Origin of the sequence: Bacillus sp. NMCC4, from assembly GCF_002998555.1 — a bacterium.
Lineage (GTDB): Bacteria > Bacillota > Bacilli > Bacillales > Bacillaceae > Bacillus.
The window spans coordinates 225368-241629 of sequence record NZ_PVRA01000003.1 but is presented as its reverse complement, the minus strand read 5'-3'; the positions used below and the strand labels follow the sequence as shown (position 1 = coordinate 241629).

Below are 16262 nucleotides of genomic sequence, written 5' to 3'. Positions count from 1 at the left end.
CTCAGTCAGCATAAAATGTATCGTAATTCGCTCTATTTTTTATACAGATCTCTGCACGCTTACGGTCGTCATCTGTTTGAAAACTAATGCGCAAAATCCCATTAATGTCTTCTCGCGTTTCAATAATACGGATATTCGTAATACTGATGTTTTCATTTGCTAAATGCCCTGTAATCTCCGAAATGACCCCAGGGTGATCTGGAACATCCACATAAAGGTCATAAAAAGCAGGAATGGCACCTTTTTTCCTTAGAGGAAGTCCATCGCGATATTCCTTTGCCTCTTGAAAATAAGAGAACAAGCCTTCAGCGTCTTCTTGCTGTACAAAGGTCTCAATGCGGTCGATCTCTTTTTTCCATTCATGGAACCGGTCTAAAATCTTGTTTTTGTTGTGCAGAAGGATATCTCGCCACATTGCAGGATTGCTTGAAGCAATACGTGTAATGTCACGAAAGCCTCCAGCAGCAAACCGTTTGACAAGTGGGAATTGTTCTTCAAAATGATGTGCTTGATGCACAAGGCTGGCTGCAACAATATGAGGGAAATGACTAATCACACTTGTTACACCATCATGTTCTTCTGGAGTCATCTCAATGAAATGAGCATTTGTCCCCTTTAACAAGTCCTTCAAACGATCAACAGCCTGGCGATTTGTTTCCTTTGCCGGCGTTAAAATGTAGAATGCATTTTCAAATAAAAAGTCTTTCGCTGCAATGACTCCTGACTTATGAGAGCCTGCCATCGGATGTCCACCAATAAATTGGTAGTGCTTAGGAAGCGTTTTTTCAGCAAAATGGACGACCTTTTGCTTTGTGCTGCCAACATCGGTAATTGTGAGCTCTCTCTCAATTCCAGAGTTTGCAATCTCACGAAGCATCTTGACTGTTTGCTGAACTGGTGTTGCCAATATAATAGTCGCAGATTCATCCAAACCTGCCGCAAATGAATCAGCTGCTAAATCAATGATACCCAACTTTGTTGCCGCAACCATTTGTTCTTTGGACACATCGTATCCTACAATTTTTTTATGGGGATACTCTTTTTTAATCGACAGTGCGATGGAACCTCCAATTAAGCCAAGTCCAGCGATTAATATTGTTTCGTTTGCATCATTCATGTTCATCACCTGTTTTTTCACGAAAATTAAAAAAGCCATTTCAACAGCTTATATGTATATGAGGTTGGTACAATGAAAGCCATATCCTGCCTTAGGATATGACTTTATGGTTATGCTACGCACGAATGCCTTGCATTAAATCGGCAAGTGTACTTAGAATTTCTGCATTTTGCTCCATTGTTCCGACCGTAATACGTAAAGAAGTCGGAAAACCAAGTGCTTTACCAGAACGAACAATGTAGCCTTTTTTCAATAATGCATTGAATAATTCATCTGCATCTCTCTTAAAATCAATCAGCACGAAGTTTGTTTGAGACGGATAAATAAAAAGTCCAAAACGGTCAGCAAATTCTTGATATTGCTTGAGACCTGCTTCATTTTTCTGTCTGCAAGATTGAATGAAATCCTGATCTTTTATCGCTGCACGTGCAGCTGCCTGAGCGATACGACTCGTATTAAACGGCTCTCTCGCTGGTTCAATCGCAGTAATCAACTCTTCCGACGCAATGCCATAGCCTACTCGAAGTGCAGCCAGTCCATACGCTTTTGAAAACGTTCGGAGTACGATGACATTTTGATAGGAGTGTAATAAAGATAAGCTGTTCGGAAAGTCTTCCGCACGAACGTATTCGACATATGCTTCATCTAGTACAACAAGCACATGAGCTGGTACTTGGTCTAAAAACGCCACAAGCTCAGATTCTGACAAATGATTTCCCGTCGGGTTATTCGGGTTGCATACCCAGACGACCTTCGTGTTCTCATCAATCGCATCCAGCATGCCCTTCAGATCGTGAGCTCCTCCGTCTAAAAGCGGCACCTCTCGAATCTCTGCCTGCTCAATGACGGCATTGTGACGGTATTGCGGAAAAGATGGAGCTGGGATGACGGTATTTGTATGTTGGTCAAGGAATGCCCTAGCAATAATTTGCACAAGTTCATCTGAGCCATTCCCGAATATTAATTGTTTTTCATTTACTTGAAGAAACTCAGCAAGCTCCGTTCTTAAACTTGCGCTGTATCCATCTGGATAGATCGCTAAATGTTCGAGCTCAGCTTGTATCGCCTCTCTTGCATGTAAGGAACATCCAAAAGGGTTTTCATTTGAAGCCAATTTCACAATCTTGTCTAATTGATATTCTTTTTTGACCTCTTCAATTGGTTTCCCAGGTTGATACGGTTTTAGTTGTTTTAATTGATCTTTGATTTGCAAAAGTTTCACCTCATTTGAATGAATAGAGGGGACTAAATGTTTTTGCATAGGTTTCAAATTCTCTTAAAGCTTCTTGACGTGTATCACTTGCTAACAATTGATCTTGAAGTTCTTCAATTTTTTTCACAAGTGCACTGCCTACAACGACACCGTCACTCAGTTTATTCATTGAGTCTACCTGCTCTCTTGTTGAGATGCCAAAACCGACCGCAACCGGTATGTGACTCAGCTGTTTCACTTGTTGAATAAAATCAGTAATCGATTCGTCAAAGGTTTGTCTGACACCTGTTACACCAAGAGATGAAACACAATACACAAAACCTTCTGCCTGCTCTACAATGTTTACTAATCGTTCCTTGCTGGTTGGTGCAACGAGCGAAATATATGAAATGTCATATGTTTGACAGTTCTTTTGCAGCTCACTGCTCTCTTCAAACGGCAAGTCGGGTGTTAAGAGTCCCGAAATATGATTTTTGCGCAGTAAAGCGAAAAAGTATTCTGTGTCTAATTGTAACACAGGATTATAATACGTGAATAGAATTACAGGAATTTTTACACCATTTTTTTTCATCTTCCCTGCTAATTCTATCGCTTTTACGATATTCATGCCATGATTTAGAGCTCTTTTGGAGGCTCTTTGAATGACAGGACCGTCCGCTAGCGGGTCGGAATAAGGGACACCTAGTTCAATCGCATGTGCACCGGCTGCTTGAAGGGACACAGCTAAATCAATCGTGACTTCTTCTGACGGATCTCCTGCCGTGATAAATGGGATGAATAATTTCTCGCCTTTCTCTAATTGAAATGTGATCATTTGGTTTTGCCCTCACTTTCAAACACATTCATTAATGTATGCACATCCTTATCTCCTCTTCCTGACAGGCAGACAAGGACGATTTCATCTTCATTCATCGTCCTGCTCATCTCAAACGCCTTGGCTAAAGCGTGTGCTGATTCAATCGCTGGCAGGATTCCTTCCTTTTCTGTCAGCAGCTTTAACGCATCCAGTGCTTCTTGATCTGTAGCACTCACATATTGAACCCTGCCGCTCGCATGTAAATATGCGTGCTCTGGCCCGATCCCAGGATAATCTAAACCAGCTGAAATGGAATAGGGCTCAATAATCTGGCCAAATTCGTCTTGGATTAAATATGTCAAAGATCCATGAATGACCCCTTTTGTCCCCTTCGTAATGGTTGCTGCATGAAGCGGCGTATCGATTCCTTTTCCAGCGGCTTCTACACCAATAATATCAATCTCTTCATCTAAAAACGCTCGGTACATTCCAATGGCATTACTTCCGCCGCCGACACAAGCAATGACTTTATGTGGGAGCCTGCCTTCTTTTTTAATTATCTGCTCTTTTGCTTCATCACCAATCATCCGCTGGAACTCACTGACGATTTGGGGATACGGGTGAGGTCCTACAACTGAGCCGATCATATAGAAATGATCACTGCAGTGCTGGACCCAGTAACGAATCGCTTCGTTGGTTGCATCTTTTAATGTGCCGTTCCCGCTTGTGACAGGTATGACCTCAGCGCCAAGGAGCTTCATTCGGAATACATTGAGTGATTGTCTTTCCACATCCTCTTTCCCCATAAATACCGTGCAGGATAATCCAAACTTTGCGGCCACCGTTGCGGCTGCTACTCCGTGCTGTCCTGCGCCTGTTTCCGCGATGATGTTTGATTTCCCCATTTTTTTCGCAAGCAGAGCCTGCCCAAGTGCATTGTTAATTTTATGAGCGCCTGTATGGTTTAAATCTTCTCTTTTTAAATAGATTTTTGCGCCGCCGAGGTATGCTGATAATTGATCAGCATATGTCAGCGCAGTCGGTCTGCCTGAATAGTTTTGCAAAAGGGAAAGATATTCTTGCTCAAAAGCAGGGTCTTCTTTTAATTCTTTAAATGCTTGTTCGATTTCTTTGAGTGGCTGCATGAGCGTCTCAGGAACAAATTTCCCTCCGAATTCTCCATATCTGCCAATCTCATTTGGATATGCGTACATCGTTTAACATCCTTTCTTCGAGCGCTTTGATCTTAGCACTGCTTTTCTTCCCGTTTTCTTCTATGCCGCTTGAAAGATCGATCGCTTTTGGGCCATAGGCAAGCAGCTCTGGCAGCGTTTCTGGTGTTATTCCGCCTGCAATGATGCATGTTTTCTCCAGTCGTTTTGCCTGCTGAATGTATACAGGTACCGCTTCCCATGTAAAAGCTGTGCCAGAACCACCTCTCATTCCTTTTACTTTCGCATCAATGAGGAAACCATCGACAAACGGCGCAAATGCCGTCATTTTATCGAGTGTTTCTTTTACATCGGGCTCGTGGTGAAAGACTTTCCACACAATCGCTCCTGTTTGTTGTTTTATTTCTTTTGCATCCTCTCGTGTTTCATCTCCATGCAGCTGCACGATATCTAAAGGAATATGCTTTGTGATGTCACACACTTTTTGGATTTTTTCATTTACAAATACACCAGTAATCTCTTTCTCGCACTGCGACTCGGTGAGCCATTGTTTCACTTGTTCTGGATCGACTTGTCTTTTACTTGGAGCAAAAATAAACCCGATCGCATCTGCTTGAGATTGCGCAATGCATTCTACATCTTCTAGTGAGACCGCTCCGCAATATTTTAAAAAAGGCTTCATCGTGATCATTCACCAAACAACGTCTGGACGGCTTTTTCTTGTGAGGGTTCTCTCATTAATGATTCACCTACAAGGACAGCACTCGCTCCATGTTTTTTAACAAAGGTCAGATCATCAAATGTCTGAATACCGCTTTCACTTACTAGTAAGACATCCTTTGGAACAAGTGGTGCAATCTCTTTTGTTTGCTCAACTGTTGTTTTAAATGTTTTTAAATTTCGGTTATTCACGCCAATGATTTCAGGGGTGAATAGGTTTAAGATTTGTTCCAGTGTATCTGCTGCATGAACTTCGACAAGAATATCTAGTCCTTTTTCCTTCGCTTCAACATAGAGTTCATGCAGCTGTTTCGGTTCAAGCACTTCTCCAATTAATAAAATGGCATCTGCACCGATACGTCTTGACTCTTCTACCTGTATGGAATCGATGATAAAGTCTTTTCTTAAAATTGGACGTCCGACGTGTTCTTTAATTAAGGAAAGATACTCGTTCTTCCCTTGAAAAAATGGTTCATCTGTTAAGACTGATAAGCAATCAGCATTCGATTTTTCGTATGCTTTTGCTGTTTGCAGAGGATCAAAATTCGGCTGAATGATTCCTTTGGAAGGAGATGCCTTTTTCACCTCAGCAATGAGCCCAATCGAACGGTGAGGATTCATCAGTGCTTCTTTAAATGATCGTCTTTCATAGTGTCCATCATCAGGTAACTCCAACGTTTGGATATGTTCTTTTTTGCGTGCAATGATTTGATTAAGCATAGATCTCTTCCTCTTTCGTTTTTTGTCTTAAACGAGCCAATTGTTCTTTGGCTGCTCCGTTTTTTATCGTTTCTAATGCTTTTAATGTTCCTGCCATGAGGCTTTCAGACTTGCCTGCGATATATAAAGCCGCTCCGGCATTCAGAGCTGTAATATGAAGCGGCGCCCCTTCTGTTTGATGATTCAATATATTCTGAATCAATTTTGCGCTCTCTTCCGGTGATTGGACCTGAATATCTGATAAGTATCCTTTTTCCAGTCCAAAGTCTTCTGGGTTTAGCGTATATTCTGTCATGGCACCTTTTTTGAGTTCAATCACATATGAATTTGCTGTAATCGTTAATTCATCCAGCCCGTCTTCCCCGCATACAAACAAGACATGCTCTGGCTCTAATGGGGCAAGGGCTTCCGCCATTAATTTCGCCTTTTCCTTTGCATACACACCGATGATTTGCTTTTTGGCTTGCATCGGGTGGCAAAGCGGTCCTAATAGATTAAATACCGTCCGGAAGCCAAGCTGCTTGCGGACTGCTGCTACTTGTTTCATAGATGAATGGTACAGTGGTGCAAATAAAAAGCCCATGTTTTTGTCTTGTATTTGTCTTCTCGTTTCTTCTGGAGTGGATTGAATGTGAATGCCAAGACACTCTAGCACGTCGGCACTTCCGCTTTTAGAAGAGACTGAACGATTTCCGTGTTTTGCGATTTTAGCACCAGCGGCGGAAGCCACAATGGCAGCTGCAGTTGATATATTAAATGTAGAGAGTCCATCGCCTCCTGTACCGCATGTGTCAACGACATCGAGCGATCTTTCCGCTGGTGCTGCCTTTTGCCGCATGGCCCTCACGAAGCCTGTCATTTCTTCAGCGGTTTCTCCTCTGTGCGCTAAAATCGATAGACTTGCAGCGACTTCAGCATCTGTTAAAGATCCGCTCATCATATCATGCATTAGCCTATGGGCTTCATTTTCTGATAGGAAGCCTCCGTTAACAAGAGCTGAAAGTCGCTGATTCATCCTGCACACTCTCCTTTTCTGAGAAAATATGTTCAGCAAGCTGAATGGCCTTCAGAAGCGCTCCTGCCTTGTTACAAGTCTCTTCCCATTCATTTTCTGGAACAGAATCTGCGACAATGCCAGCGCCTGCTTGTATGGAAGCGGTCTGATCTTTGATGCTCATGGTGCGAATGGTAATACAAGAGTCGATATTGCCGTCGAACCCAATATAGGCAATACAGCCGCCATACGTTTCCCTTGGCTCAGGCTCCATTTCATTTAATAATTGCATCGCTCTTATTTTCGGTGCCCCTGTTAATGTGCCTGCAGGAAAAGCGGACATGAGCGCATCGACTGGGTGTGTATCCTGCTTTAGCTTCCCTGTCACAATGGAGATGATGTGCATGACATGTGAAAAGTTCACAACTTTTGTAAAGGTCGGTACAGACACACTGCCGTATTCTGCTACGCGGCCGACATCATTTCTGGCTAGATCTACTAACATGTAATGTTCTGCTTTTTCTTTCTCATCCTCTAACAGCTCTCTTGCAAGCGCAGCGTCCTCTTCTTTTGTTGTTCCTCGTTTTCTTGTGCCTGCAATGGGGTGAATTTCTAAGTGCCCATTTTTGGCATGGATTAATCGTTCTGGCGAGCTTCCGACTAAATCGCGGTCTTTTAATTTCATAAAATACATGTATGGAGATGGATTCACAATGCGAAGCACGCGGTATAATTCAAATGAACTCACTGACACTGGGATATCAAAGCGCTGTGAGAGAACGCCTTGAAAAATATCACCTGCTCGAATGTATTCTTTGATTTTTTCTACGTCCTTTAAAAATTGCGCTTTTTCATAGGTTGACGTCACATGTTCAAAGGACGGTGATTCGTTCATATTCCCTGATAAAATCAGTTCTTTCATATCAATCTTTGTATGGAGCTTGTGAATCATCTGTTCAAGCCGCTTTTGATTTTCTTTATAAGCTTGTATTTTTTCGTCTTCTGTTTCATTTCCGGTCAGCTGGGTGTATTGGATAAAATGAACATGATTAGTTTCATGATCAAAGGCAATCATCGTTTGGCAGACAAATAGAGTACAATTGTCTGTCGTTGATGCGCTTAGGTGTGGCCTGACAGAAGGTTCAATACTTGGAATAAGATCGTAACTTAAGTACCCAACTGCCCCGCCTGTAAATGGGATGTCAACATCTGGTGTCTTGATTTGGTATTGCTCTTTCATCCAGTCTAGTAAGTCTTTCAGTTCTTGCTTTTTCATGACTTCCTGCCCTGCAGCGTCACGTGCAATATATTGGTTTTGGTCATCGTGTAAGGTTAAAAAAGGATGTAATCCGATGAAGGAATATCTCGACCAGCTAGAAGACTCGTCTCTGCTTTCTAGCAGATACACAATATCTTGCTTGAGTTTTTCGACAATTTGAATCGGTGAGAGCGTATCAACTGTAATGGTTTCAACAATCGGGATTGTTTTGTGGGACTCGCTGTCCCTTAAAAATTGGGTCAGGTTTGATTGGGAATTCATAAGCACACTCCTTAAATGGGATTAAGGAGAATGAGGGGACATATAGAGGGTTTGTATGAGTATACGAAATAAGCCTAAAAGAGGGTTGCTCTTTTAGGCAGTATGATGAAATAGACGTATCGTATCTCTGCTCAACTCTACTCATCTCAACTACCCTAGTCTCATTCTCATCTTCTCTAAGCTTGCAATGCCGTTTACACCTGTGTGTAAACTTCGGCTGTTCATATCGTATTATAATTCCTTGTTTTTTGTCAACTGTAAATCAGGGCGAAGCGTCACAGCTTCTTCCAAGTACACATGCTGCACATCTTCCTGCTTTGTGTCTGTTTGGACCGTCATTAAAACGCGAATGCAATGCTTTAGACCGCCTTGAATGTCCAGCTCCTGCATACAAGTAACAGGCACATACGTCCATCCTTCAAACTGACGAAGGGCTTTTGCCGGAAAAACGGAGTGAATATCTTGTGTAGCTGAAATTAAGATCTGCACGACACGTTCTGGATCTACTTGATTTCTTGAAATAATCGCTTCTAGCAGCTGTTTCGTTTTGTTTAACACTTCTGTTTCTGTATCTTCTGTCACAGTTGTAGCCCCACGTATCCCGCGAAACATCATAGACATCCCTCCTCCCGTTTCCATTCTTCGAGCCAGTGATGCAGCTCATCTTTTGTGAAAGACTGCAAGACAGCGTCTCCAACCTGTTTTAATAAAACAAATTGAACGGTTCCGCCTCTTGCCTTTTTATCACCAATCATTCGGTCAACAAATGTTTTCGTGGATATGTTTTGAGTGACTTGTACCGGGAATCCGAGTTCTTTCATCCAATTTTTTAGTTCCATCCGATTGAGGCTGAGTCCCAGCTTCTTTTCGCTCACATATAGCGCAAACTGCATGCCGATTGCAATAGCATCTCCGTGCGTGATAACGCCGTATCCATACTCTGCTTCAATGGCGTGCCCAAGTGTATGACCTAAATTCAAAAATGCACGCACGCCTTGTTCTCTTTCGTCTTTTTGAACAATCGACGCTTTGACTTGAATCCCTTGATACAGCATATGTGCCAGCTCGCTCTTTGAACATTCCGCCAAAGAACGAATGGACATCAGTTCTGATAAAAAGTCTTCACTTGAAATGAGGGCATGTTTGATGACCTCAGCAAAGCCTGACCTCATTTCAATTTGAGATAGTGTCTCAAGCATACTCGTATCATAGATCACAGCTTTCGGCTGATGAAATGCACCGATTAAATTTTTACCGAGCGGGTGGTTAATCCCTGTTTTCCCGCCAACTGCACTGTCATGTGCCAGCAGCGTCGTCGGCACTTGAATAAAATCAATGCCTCTCATATAACTAGCAGCAACAAAGCCAGCCAAATCCCCAATTACGCCTCCTCCCAGCGCAATGATGCACGAGGAGCGATCCAGCTGAAACTGAATGGCCTTCGTATGAATATGCTCAAACTCAGCAAAAGATTTCGACTGCTCTCCGCTTGGCACAACCACTTTATGCACAGACCACTTCTGCTTAAGTAATCGAACCATTTCATCACCGTAAATGGCATCAACAGCTGTATCTGTAACGATTAGGAGCTTCGTATAGGAATGCCCCGTGGAAGTCATCAAGTCGACGATATTGCGTTTAATCCCATCACCGATGTATACAGGATAAGTGGCTGAAGACGTCTTAACTTCCAGTGTTTTCATTAAAATTCCCTCTGAAGCTGGCGCATTTTTTCAACATTTTCTTTAATGCGGTCGATTTGATCAAGACCAAACTGCTCAACAACAGCATTGGCAATTTCCCAAGCCACGACTGCTTCTGCGACAACACTTGCGGCAGGAACAGCACAGCTGTCAGAACGTTCAATACTTGCGGAGAAAGGTTCTTTTGTTTCAATGTCAACGCTTTGAAGCGGTTTATAAAGCGTTGGGATTGGTTTCATGACCCCTCTTACGACAATTGGCATACCAGTTGACATTCCGCCTTCAAGACCGCCTAAGCGATTTGTTTTTCTCGTATAGCCTTTTTCTTCATCCCAGATGATTTCATCATGGACCTCACTGCCATTTTTAGAAGCCGCCTCGAAGCCGATACCGAATTCAACCCCTTTAAAAGCGTTGATACTCAGAACAGCACCTGCAAGCTTGCTGTCTAATTTGCGGTCATAGTGAACATAGCTTCCGACTCCAACCGGCATTCCTTCAACGATAACTTCAACAATTCCGCCAATTGAATCACCGTTTTTCTTCGCTTCATCAATGGCATCCATCATTTTTTGACCTGCTTCACTGTCGTAGCAGCGAACAGGCGACTCTTCCGTTACCTTTTGCAAATCTTCAATCGATTTATATGTCGTATGAGCTGCTTTCACTCCGCCAATTTCAAGAACGTGGCCAGCTACCTTGATTCCTAGATGAGCCAAGATTTGTTTGGCGACTGCGCCTGCTGCTACGCGAACGGTTGTCTCGCGGGCTGATGAACGCTCTAATACGTTTCGCATATCACGATGTCCATATTTAATCGCACCATTTAAATCCGCATGTCCTGGTCTAGGGCGTGAAATTTGACGCTTCATTTCACTCTCTTCTTCTTCTGTGATCGGCTCTGCCCCCATCACCTTTGTCCAATGCTTCCAGTCGTTGTTTTCAACGACAAGTGCAATAGGAGAACCTAATGTTTTCCCGTGGCGAACACCACTTAACACTTTCGCTTGGTCTTTTTCAATCTGCATTCTTCGCCCGCGGCCGTGACCTTTTTGTCTTCTAGCCAATTCATAATTGATGTCATCCTGCTCTATGTAAAGTCCCGCTGGAACGCCTTCAATAATTGTGGTCAATTGTGGACCATGTGATTCACCTGCTGTTAAGTATCTCATGACTTGATCTCCCTTCATCGCATTAACGCTTTTAAGTAAAACTATGATAACACACTTACTACTAAAAAGTCAGCTACAACCCCTTCTTTTGATAAAAGAAAGTATCAGCAGATGTCAGTCCAAACTTTTCTGGGTGAAAAATTTGTTCAGTAGAACCCACAAATAATACGCCATTTGGTTTTAAACTGCTGCTCATTTTCAAGTAAATCTCTTCTTTTGCCTCTTCTGTAAAGTAAATGAGGACATTTCGGCACACGATAAGATCAAGCTGTTTTTCATAAGGATCTGCTAAAAGGTTGTGCTTCTTAAATTGAATGTGCTTTCGCACATCATCCTTCACAGTGTAAAATGAAGAATCTTCTTTTGTGAAATATTTTTGCTTGATTTGATCTGGTACCTCTTGCAATGATCGTTCATGATATCTTCCTTTTTGAGCTGATTGCAGAACTTTATCATCAATATCAGTTGCAATAATTTGGAAGTCCTTCACGAGCGGATGGCTTGATAGAAGCATTGAGAGTGTATACGGCTCCTCTCCTGTCGAACATGCTGCACTCCATATTTTTAGGGTGCCGCTGTTTTTCGAAAGCAGCGGAAGAATTTTTTGGTCAAGCACTTCCCAGCGCTGATAGTTTCGGTAAAATTCTGACACATTGATCGTCATTCGATCCATTGTCTCATCTAATAGTGCTCTATCCTTTTCAAGGGCAGCCGCGAATGCTTCAAAATCTCTATATCCTTTTTTATCATAAAGTGACGTTAATCTTCGTTTCATTTGTGCTTCTTTATATAAATTCAGATCCACCCCGGTTAGTTTTTTCCATTTTCCGACAAATACTTGATATTGATCCATCAAAGTCCTCTCCTGTCTCATCTATCTTTGTCCTAGTATAGCTGTTTTTATCGAAAATTTGTATCTTCTCATGCGAAATTTCGTGTAGAAATATTCATATAAAAAAAGCCAAGGTGCTCATTTGATGAACACCTTGGCTTGAACCTTAATAAATCCAGCTTGAGATGGTTTGATCCCAGCTTGTGAGTTCTTCTTGTTTGAAGAATAAGTTGATTTCTCTTTCAGCACTTTCTGGTGAGTCTGAGCCATGGATAATGTTTTTTCCAACCGTCAATCCATAGTCTCCTCTTATTGTGCCTGGAAGTGCTTCCTTCGGGTTTGTTTTGCCGATAATCTGTCTTGTTACATCTACTACCTGTTCACCTTGCCATACCATTGCAAATACTGGTCCTGACGTAATAAAGTCAACCAATTCCCCGAAAAATGGTTTTTCTTTATGCTCTCCGTAATGTGTTTCTGCTACTTCTTTTGGAATACTCATTAGTTTTGCACCAACAAGCTGAAGCCCCTTTTTTTCGAATCTTGACACAATTTCACCGATTAATTGTCTTTCCACACCATCAGGTTTGACCATAAGAAATGTTTTGTCCATATACGTTCTCCACCCCGTCGTTATGTATGTATAGGCTTACATTGTTACAAAGTGATCGTATCATTTTTTTTTCTAATAATCAATTTTTGACAAAAAATTTCACAAAAAAACCAATCAACAACATGTTGATTAGAATTTTCGTTTTCCAATATATTTGGCAATGGAGGCGAGTGACGTTTTTGCTCGTCCTCGAGGAAGTTTGTCCAGCTGTTCAAATGCCTTCTTCAAATACATTTCACTCACTCGAATCGAGCGGTCGATCGCATCTGTTTGTTTGAGATGTTCAATCACAGGCTTCAGCTGCATTTCCGTTGTTTCACTATTAATCAGCTTTAATTGGCCTTCGAGTGCCTGGTTCTTCAGTGCATATAAGACCGGGAGTGTGACATTTCCTTGTAAAAGGTCTCCCCCAACAGGCTTACCAAGCTCTTCTTCAGTTGATGTGAAATCAAGCACATCATCAATGATCTGATAGGACATACCGACATAATAGCCAAACCAGTAAAGGGCTTTATGTGTTTTCTCATCTGTACCTGCTGCTATCGCACCTAACTGGCAGCTGCCTGCAATGAGCAAGGCTGTTTTTCGTTTGATTCTTCTTAAGTATGTACGCAGGTTTTGATCCATATTGTATTTGTCTTTCACTTGCTCGATTTCACCAAGACAGAGCTCGACGACCATCTTTGACAAAATTTCATGCGCCATTGGGTGATTGATCTTTGTCATATACTCAAGCGATCTTGCAAACATATAATCTCCTGTGTACATGGCAATTCGATTGTCCCATTTTGCCTTAATCGTTGGCTTGCCTCTTCTCAGCTCAGCATCATCAATGACATCATCATGAACGAGCGATGCCATATGAATCAGCTCAAGAGCAACGGCAACATATTTAATTTTATTAATGTCATAGTCGCCAAACATGCCTGAAAGGAGAACAAAAACGGGGCGGATTCGTTTTCCGCCCGCTTGCAGCAAATGAAGACCTGCTTCACTTAATAATGCATAATCAGAGCGAACTGTTTGTTCAAGCTCTTTTTCAATAATATCGATATCATGATTTAAAAAAGAGATCATTGCTTTTAGTTTCATTATTTTCACCCAAATATCGTTTATTCAAAGCTTCTTTCCGATATGTGTTGCTGCTACACCGCCTGTAAATGGATGATACGAGACATCAGACAGACCCGCCTCTTCGAAAAGAGCCGCCAGTTCTTTCATGCCAGGGAACGCTTTGGCTGATTCTTGAAGCCAAGAATACTCCTGATAGCTTTTGGCAAACAGTTTACCAAAGAGCGGCATGATGTATTTGAAATAGACATAGTAACCTTGTTTAAACCCAATCATTTCAGGCTGTGATGTCTCAAGACAGACAACCATTCCACCAGGCTTCACGACTCTTGTCATTTCCTTTAGCACCGTTAAGTAATCAGGGACGTTTCGTAGGCCAAAACCGATCGTGACATAATCAAATGTGTTATCCTCAAAAGGAAGCTCCATCGCATTGCCGTGAAGCAGTTCAATTTGATTATAGCCCCCAGTTTTCACCTTCGTTTCTCCAACACTCAGCATATTTTTACTAAAATCAAGGCCTTTGACTTCGCCTTTTTCGCCTACAGCATCAGCAAGCGCAATGGTCCAATCGGCTGTTCCGCAGCATACATCCAATGCTATGGCTCCTTTTTGAACATTCATGAGTTTCATTGTTTTATCGCGCCACTTTTTATGCTGCTTAAAGCTGATGACAGAGTTCATTTGATCATAATTTTTATAAATTTTTTCAAATACACCGTGTACTCGCTGTTCTTTTGATTGCTGCATGACTTACCCTTCTTCCACTTTCTGATGGTACGCAGGTTCATTTTTCATATGATCCAAGCGATTTAATAGCTCTTTTTGAACGACCGGAGATGAAACAAGATGCTCCTTGATCGATCGTTTGGCCTTTTCATAGCCTTCCTTCTCAAAGTTGTCAAAACATGTATAGGCGTCCGTATAGCTATCGTTCAAAAAAAGTTTTAAATGTTTGTCATCTTCTGCTTGTTTCATGAAACGCTTATAAACAAGGAAACGACTTGCAATCTCATTCCAATGCGTTAATTGAAAATGCTCAGAAACCCTTTGGAATAACGCAGACTCAACAGTTGCTACACTTTTGTAAAAGTGCGCTGCATCTTGAATGGATCGATCATACAGTCTAATTTTATGTTCATTGATCTCTTTGATCGCCGTTGCGAGCGTGCGAATCATGTAGATGTCTTTCATGTCAGAGAGAAGAGAATAATAGAGACCGCTGAAATAGTCTCCTGCTAGGATGGTCAGCTGACGATTTTTGAATTCGTCTTGTTTGATGGCTGCAGCAGTTGTGACTTCGTCATGGGTATCAAGGGCAATTTGTACAAGCATCGCCGTTAAAATATAATTTTCTTTTTTCTCTGCATCAATTTGAGCTTCATCAAACATTGCATGAAAAAGAAGGAGCTTATCTTCATCGATGAGTGGCGCACGTAAATGCTTCGCCAAATAAGGATGAGAAAGCTTTTTATTTAATTTTATATTTAGATTAGATAAAATTCCGTAGATGTCTTGCAAAGATATCACCCTTGTCCCAAAAATTACAGTTTCATATGTAGCCCTGCACATTGTATAGAGATTTATTATACCATATCAGCTCTCACTTTTATGCTATCAAGTGCATTCAAGCGCTTATTTCTTTGCTTCGCTTTGAATTTCACCGAAGCTTGTTTGAATGACAGCATCGCCTCTTACTTTGATCGCTGACGTATGCTCAGTAAATTGTGCAATGATGACTTCACCTTTATCGAGCTTTTCGGAATGGTGAAATCTTGTATCAGAGCCTCTAGTTAAGCCGATGACATTTACACCATTATCAATGGCTTTAATCACTACAAAATCAGATGCTTTATTTTCACTCAATCTGTTCACCTTCCATCTATTGAATTAGTCGTTTTTAATAAAGGAAAGCACTTCTGCTCTTGCCGCCGTATCATTTGCAAATGTACCGCGTACTGCTGATGTCACGGTTTTAGCACCTGGCTTTTTCACTCCGCGCATCGTCATACACATATGCTCTGCTTCAACGACAATCATCACGCCATGCGGATTGAGTGTTTCCACCATACTATCTGCAATGGTTGATGTAATGCGTTCCTGAAGCTGCGGGCGTTTGGCAACAGCCTCTACAGCTCTTGCAAGTTTGCTAAGTCCCGTTACTTTTCCGCCGCGCGGAATATAAGCGACATGGGCTTTTCCGTAAAAAGGTACAAGGTGGTGTTCACACATTGAATGGAAAGCAATATCTTTTACAAGAACGAGTTCTTCGTGGTCTTCACCAAAAATGGTTTTAAAATGTTCTTTTGGATCTTCATTTAATCCCGAGAACACTTCTTCATACATTTTTGCTACTCGTTTTGGGGTATCAAGAAGTCCTTCACGATCTGGATCTTCTCCGATGGCTTTTAATATATCGCGTACTGCGTGTTCGATTAGTTCTTTATTTATTTCACTCATGTATTATATCCTCCAAAGGCGATTACATTTCAATCAGATTCTAGCACACTTCAGATCCTAAAAGCAAAGGAGAGCGTTCTAAACGAACCTTTTGATTCAAAAGGAAAAGCCCCTTATGAAAGGGGCTTTTCTAGACCAG

General features: G+C 41.8%; 18 protein-coding genes. All 18 read right to left on the bottom strand.

The genetic code is table 11. The features are described from left to right. Nucleotide 1 precedes the first annotated feature (1 nt). Nucleotides 2–1117 (bottom strand): prephenate dehydrogenase, encoded by a 1116-nt coding sequence (locus C6Y02_RS08610; RefSeq protein ID WP_060596839.1) that lies wholly within the window; start codon nt 1115–1117, stop codon nt 2–4. Nucleotides 1118–1232: 115 nt separating this feature from the next. Further along, nucleotides 1233–2330 carry a histidinol-phosphate transaminase gene (gene hisC / locus C6Y02_RS08605; RefSeq protein ID WP_034661979.1) on the bottom strand — a complete coding sequence of 366 codons (1098 nt, stop codon included), beginning with the start codon at nt 2328–2330 and terminating at the stop codon, nt 1233–1235. Between the two features lie 10 nt (nt 2331–2340). Next, the gene (gene trpA, locus C6Y02_RS08600; protein WP_060596738.1) at nt 2341–3144 is read right to left on the bottom strand and encodes a tryptophan synthase subunit alpha; all 804 of its coding nucleotides are present in this window, start codon (nt 3142–3144) and stop codon (nt 2341–2343) included. Continuing rightward, a complete protein-coding gene (gene trpB / locus C6Y02_RS08595; protein ID WP_066030729.1) occupies nt 3141–4340 on the bottom strand; it encodes a tryptophan synthase subunit beta in 1200 nt (399 codons plus the stop codon). Before trpB ends, trpA begins: the two co-directional genes overlap by 4 nt. Beyond that, complete coding sequence (locus C6Y02_RS08590; RefSeq protein WP_081311402.1) at nt 4321–4980, bottom strand: phosphoribosylanthranilate isomerase; 660 nt, start codon at nt 4978–4980, stop codon at nt 4321–4323. Before C6Y02_RS08590 ends, trpB begins: the two co-directional genes overlap by 20 nt. Before the next feature lie 5 nt (nt 4981–4985). Then, a complete protein-coding gene (gene trpC, locus C6Y02_RS08585) occupies nt 4986–5738 on the bottom strand; it encodes an indole-3-glycerol phosphate synthase TrpC (protein ID WP_106031057.1) in 753 nt (250 codons plus the stop codon). Next, nucleotides 5731–6753: an anthranilate phosphoribosyltransferase gene (gene trpD, locus C6Y02_RS08580; protein WP_060596742.1), complete on the bottom strand. Its 1023-nt coding sequence runs from the start codon at nt 6751–6753 to the stop codon at nt 5731–5733. Before trpD ends, trpC begins: the two co-directional genes overlap by 8 nt. Then, entirely contained in the window at nt 6725–8272 is a 1548-nt protein-coding gene (gene trpE, locus C6Y02_RS08575; RefSeq protein ID WP_106031056.1) for an anthranilate synthase component I, read from the bottom strand. The genes trpD and trpE overlap by 29 nt, the downstream gene beginning before the upstream one ends. Before the next feature lie 231 nt (nt 8273–8503). Beyond that, nucleotides 8504–8887, bottom strand: coding sequence for a chorismate mutase (gene aroH, locus C6Y02_RS08570; RefSeq protein ID WP_034661065.1), 384 nt, complete (start codon nt 8885–8887; stop codon nt 8504–8506). Continuing rightward, a complete protein-coding gene (gene aroB, locus C6Y02_RS08565; protein ID WP_060596744.1) occupies nt 8884–9975 on the bottom strand; it encodes a 3-dehydroquinate synthase in 1092 nt (363 codons plus the stop codon). The genes aroH and aroB overlap by 4 nt, the downstream gene beginning before the upstream one ends. Continuing rightward, nucleotides 9975–11147, bottom strand: coding sequence for a chorismate synthase (aroC, locus tag C6Y02_RS08560; RefSeq protein ID WP_060596745.1), 1173 nt, complete (start codon nt 11145–11147; stop codon nt 9975–9977). The genes aroB and aroC overlap by 1 nt, the downstream gene beginning before the upstream one ends. Nucleotides 11148–11220: 73 nt before the next feature. Then, entirely contained in the window at nt 11221–12000 is a 780-nt protein-coding gene (locus tag C6Y02_RS08555) for a CheR family methyltransferase (protein ID WP_066030725.1), read from the bottom strand. 145 nt (nt 12001–12145) lie between these two features. Further along, the gene (ndk, locus tag C6Y02_RS08550) at nt 12146–12592 is read right to left on the bottom strand and encodes a nucleoside-diphosphate kinase (protein WP_034661072.1); all 447 of its coding nucleotides are present in this window, start codon (nt 12590–12592) and stop codon (nt 12146–12148) included. A gap of 129 nt (nt 12593–12721) precedes the next feature. Beyond that, nucleotides 12722–13684: a heptaprenyl diphosphate synthase component II gene (gene hepT / locus C6Y02_RS08545; RefSeq protein WP_034661075.1), complete on the bottom strand. Its 963-nt coding sequence runs from the start codon at nt 13682–13684 to the stop codon at nt 12722–12724. Nucleotides 13685–13708: 24 nt separating this feature from the next. Beyond that, entirely contained in the window at nt 13709–14413 is a 705-nt protein-coding gene (locus tag C6Y02_RS08540) for a demethylmenaquinone methyltransferase (RefSeq protein WP_066030724.1), read from the bottom strand. Nucleotides 14414–14416: 3 nt separating this feature from the next. Then, nucleotides 14417–15184 carry a heptaprenyl diphosphate synthase component 1 gene (locus C6Y02_RS08535; RefSeq protein WP_060596747.1) on the bottom strand — a complete coding sequence of 256 codons (768 nt, stop codon included), beginning with the start codon at nt 15182–15184 and terminating at the stop codon, nt 14417–14419. Between the two features lie 114 nt (nt 15185–15298). Further along, the gene (mtrB, locus tag C6Y02_RS08530; RefSeq protein WP_008344541.1) at nt 15299–15529 is read right to left on the bottom strand and encodes a trp RNA-binding attenuation protein MtrB; all 231 of its coding nucleotides are present in this window, start codon (nt 15527–15529) and stop codon (nt 15299–15301) included. A gap of 24 nt (nt 15530–15553) precedes the next feature. After that, the gene (gene folE / locus C6Y02_RS08525; RefSeq protein WP_034661079.1) at nt 15554–16123 is read right to left on the bottom strand and encodes a GTP cyclohydrolase I FolE; all 570 of its coding nucleotides are present in this window, start codon (nt 16121–16123) and stop codon (nt 15554–15556) included. Nucleotides 16124–16262: the final 139 nt, after the last annotated feature.

Excerpts from the sequence above, each read along its gene's own strand:
- C6Y02_RS08610 (WP_060596839.1), bottom strand. The coding sequence starts at position 1,117 with ATGAATGATGCAAACGAAACAATATTAATCGCTGGACTTGGCTTAATT.
- trpA (WP_060596738.1), bottom strand. The coding sequence starts at position 3,144 with ATGATCACATTTCAATTAGAGAAAGGCGAGAAATTATTCATCCCATTT.
- trpB (WP_066030729.1), bottom strand. The coding sequence starts at position 4,340 with ATGTACGCATATCCAAATGAGATTGGCAGATATGGAGAATTCGGAGGG.
- C6Y02_RS08590 (WP_081311402.1), bottom strand. The coding sequence starts at position 4,980 with ATGAAGCCTTTTTTAAAATATTGCGGAGCGGTCTCACTAGAAGATGTA.
- trpC (WP_106031057.1), bottom strand. The coding sequence starts at position 5,738 with ATGCTTAATCAAATCATTGCACGCAAAAAAGAACATATCCAAACGTTG.
- trpD (WP_060596742.1), bottom strand. The coding sequence starts at position 6,753 with ATGAATCAGCGACTTTCAGCTCTTGTTAACGGAGGCTTCCTATCAGAA.
- trpE (WP_106031056.1), bottom strand. The coding sequence starts at position 8,272 with ATGAATTCCCAATCAAACCTGACCCAATTTTTAAGGGACAGCGAGTCC.
- aroH (WP_034661065.1), bottom strand. The coding sequence starts at position 8,887 with ATGATGTTTCGCGGGATACGTGGGGCTACAACTGTGACAGAAGATACA.
- aroB (WP_060596744.1), bottom strand. The coding sequence starts at position 9,975 with ATGAAAACACTGGAAGTTAAGACGTCTTCAGCCACTTATCCTGTATAC.
- aroC (WP_060596745.1), bottom strand. The coding sequence starts at position 11,147 with ATGAGATACTTAACAGCAGGTGAATCACATGGTCCACAATTGACCACA.
- C6Y02_RS08555 (WP_066030725.1), bottom strand. The coding sequence starts at position 12,000 with ATGGATCAATATCAAGTATTTGTCGGAAAATGGAAAAAACTAACCGGG.
- ndk (WP_034661072.1), bottom strand. The coding sequence starts at position 12,592 with ATGGACAAAACATTTCTTATGGTCAAACCTGATGGTGTGGAAAGACAA.
- hepT (WP_034661075.1), bottom strand. The coding sequence starts at position 13,684 with ATGAAACTAAAAGCAATGATCTCTTTTTTAAATCATGATATCGATATT.
- C6Y02_RS08540 (WP_066030724.1), bottom strand. The coding sequence starts at position 14,413 with ATGCAGCAATCAAAAGAACAGCGAGTACACGGTGTATTTGAAAAAATT.
- folE (WP_034661079.1), bottom strand. The coding sequence starts at position 16,123 with ATGAGTGAAATAAATAAAGAACTAATCGAACACGCAGTACGCGATATA.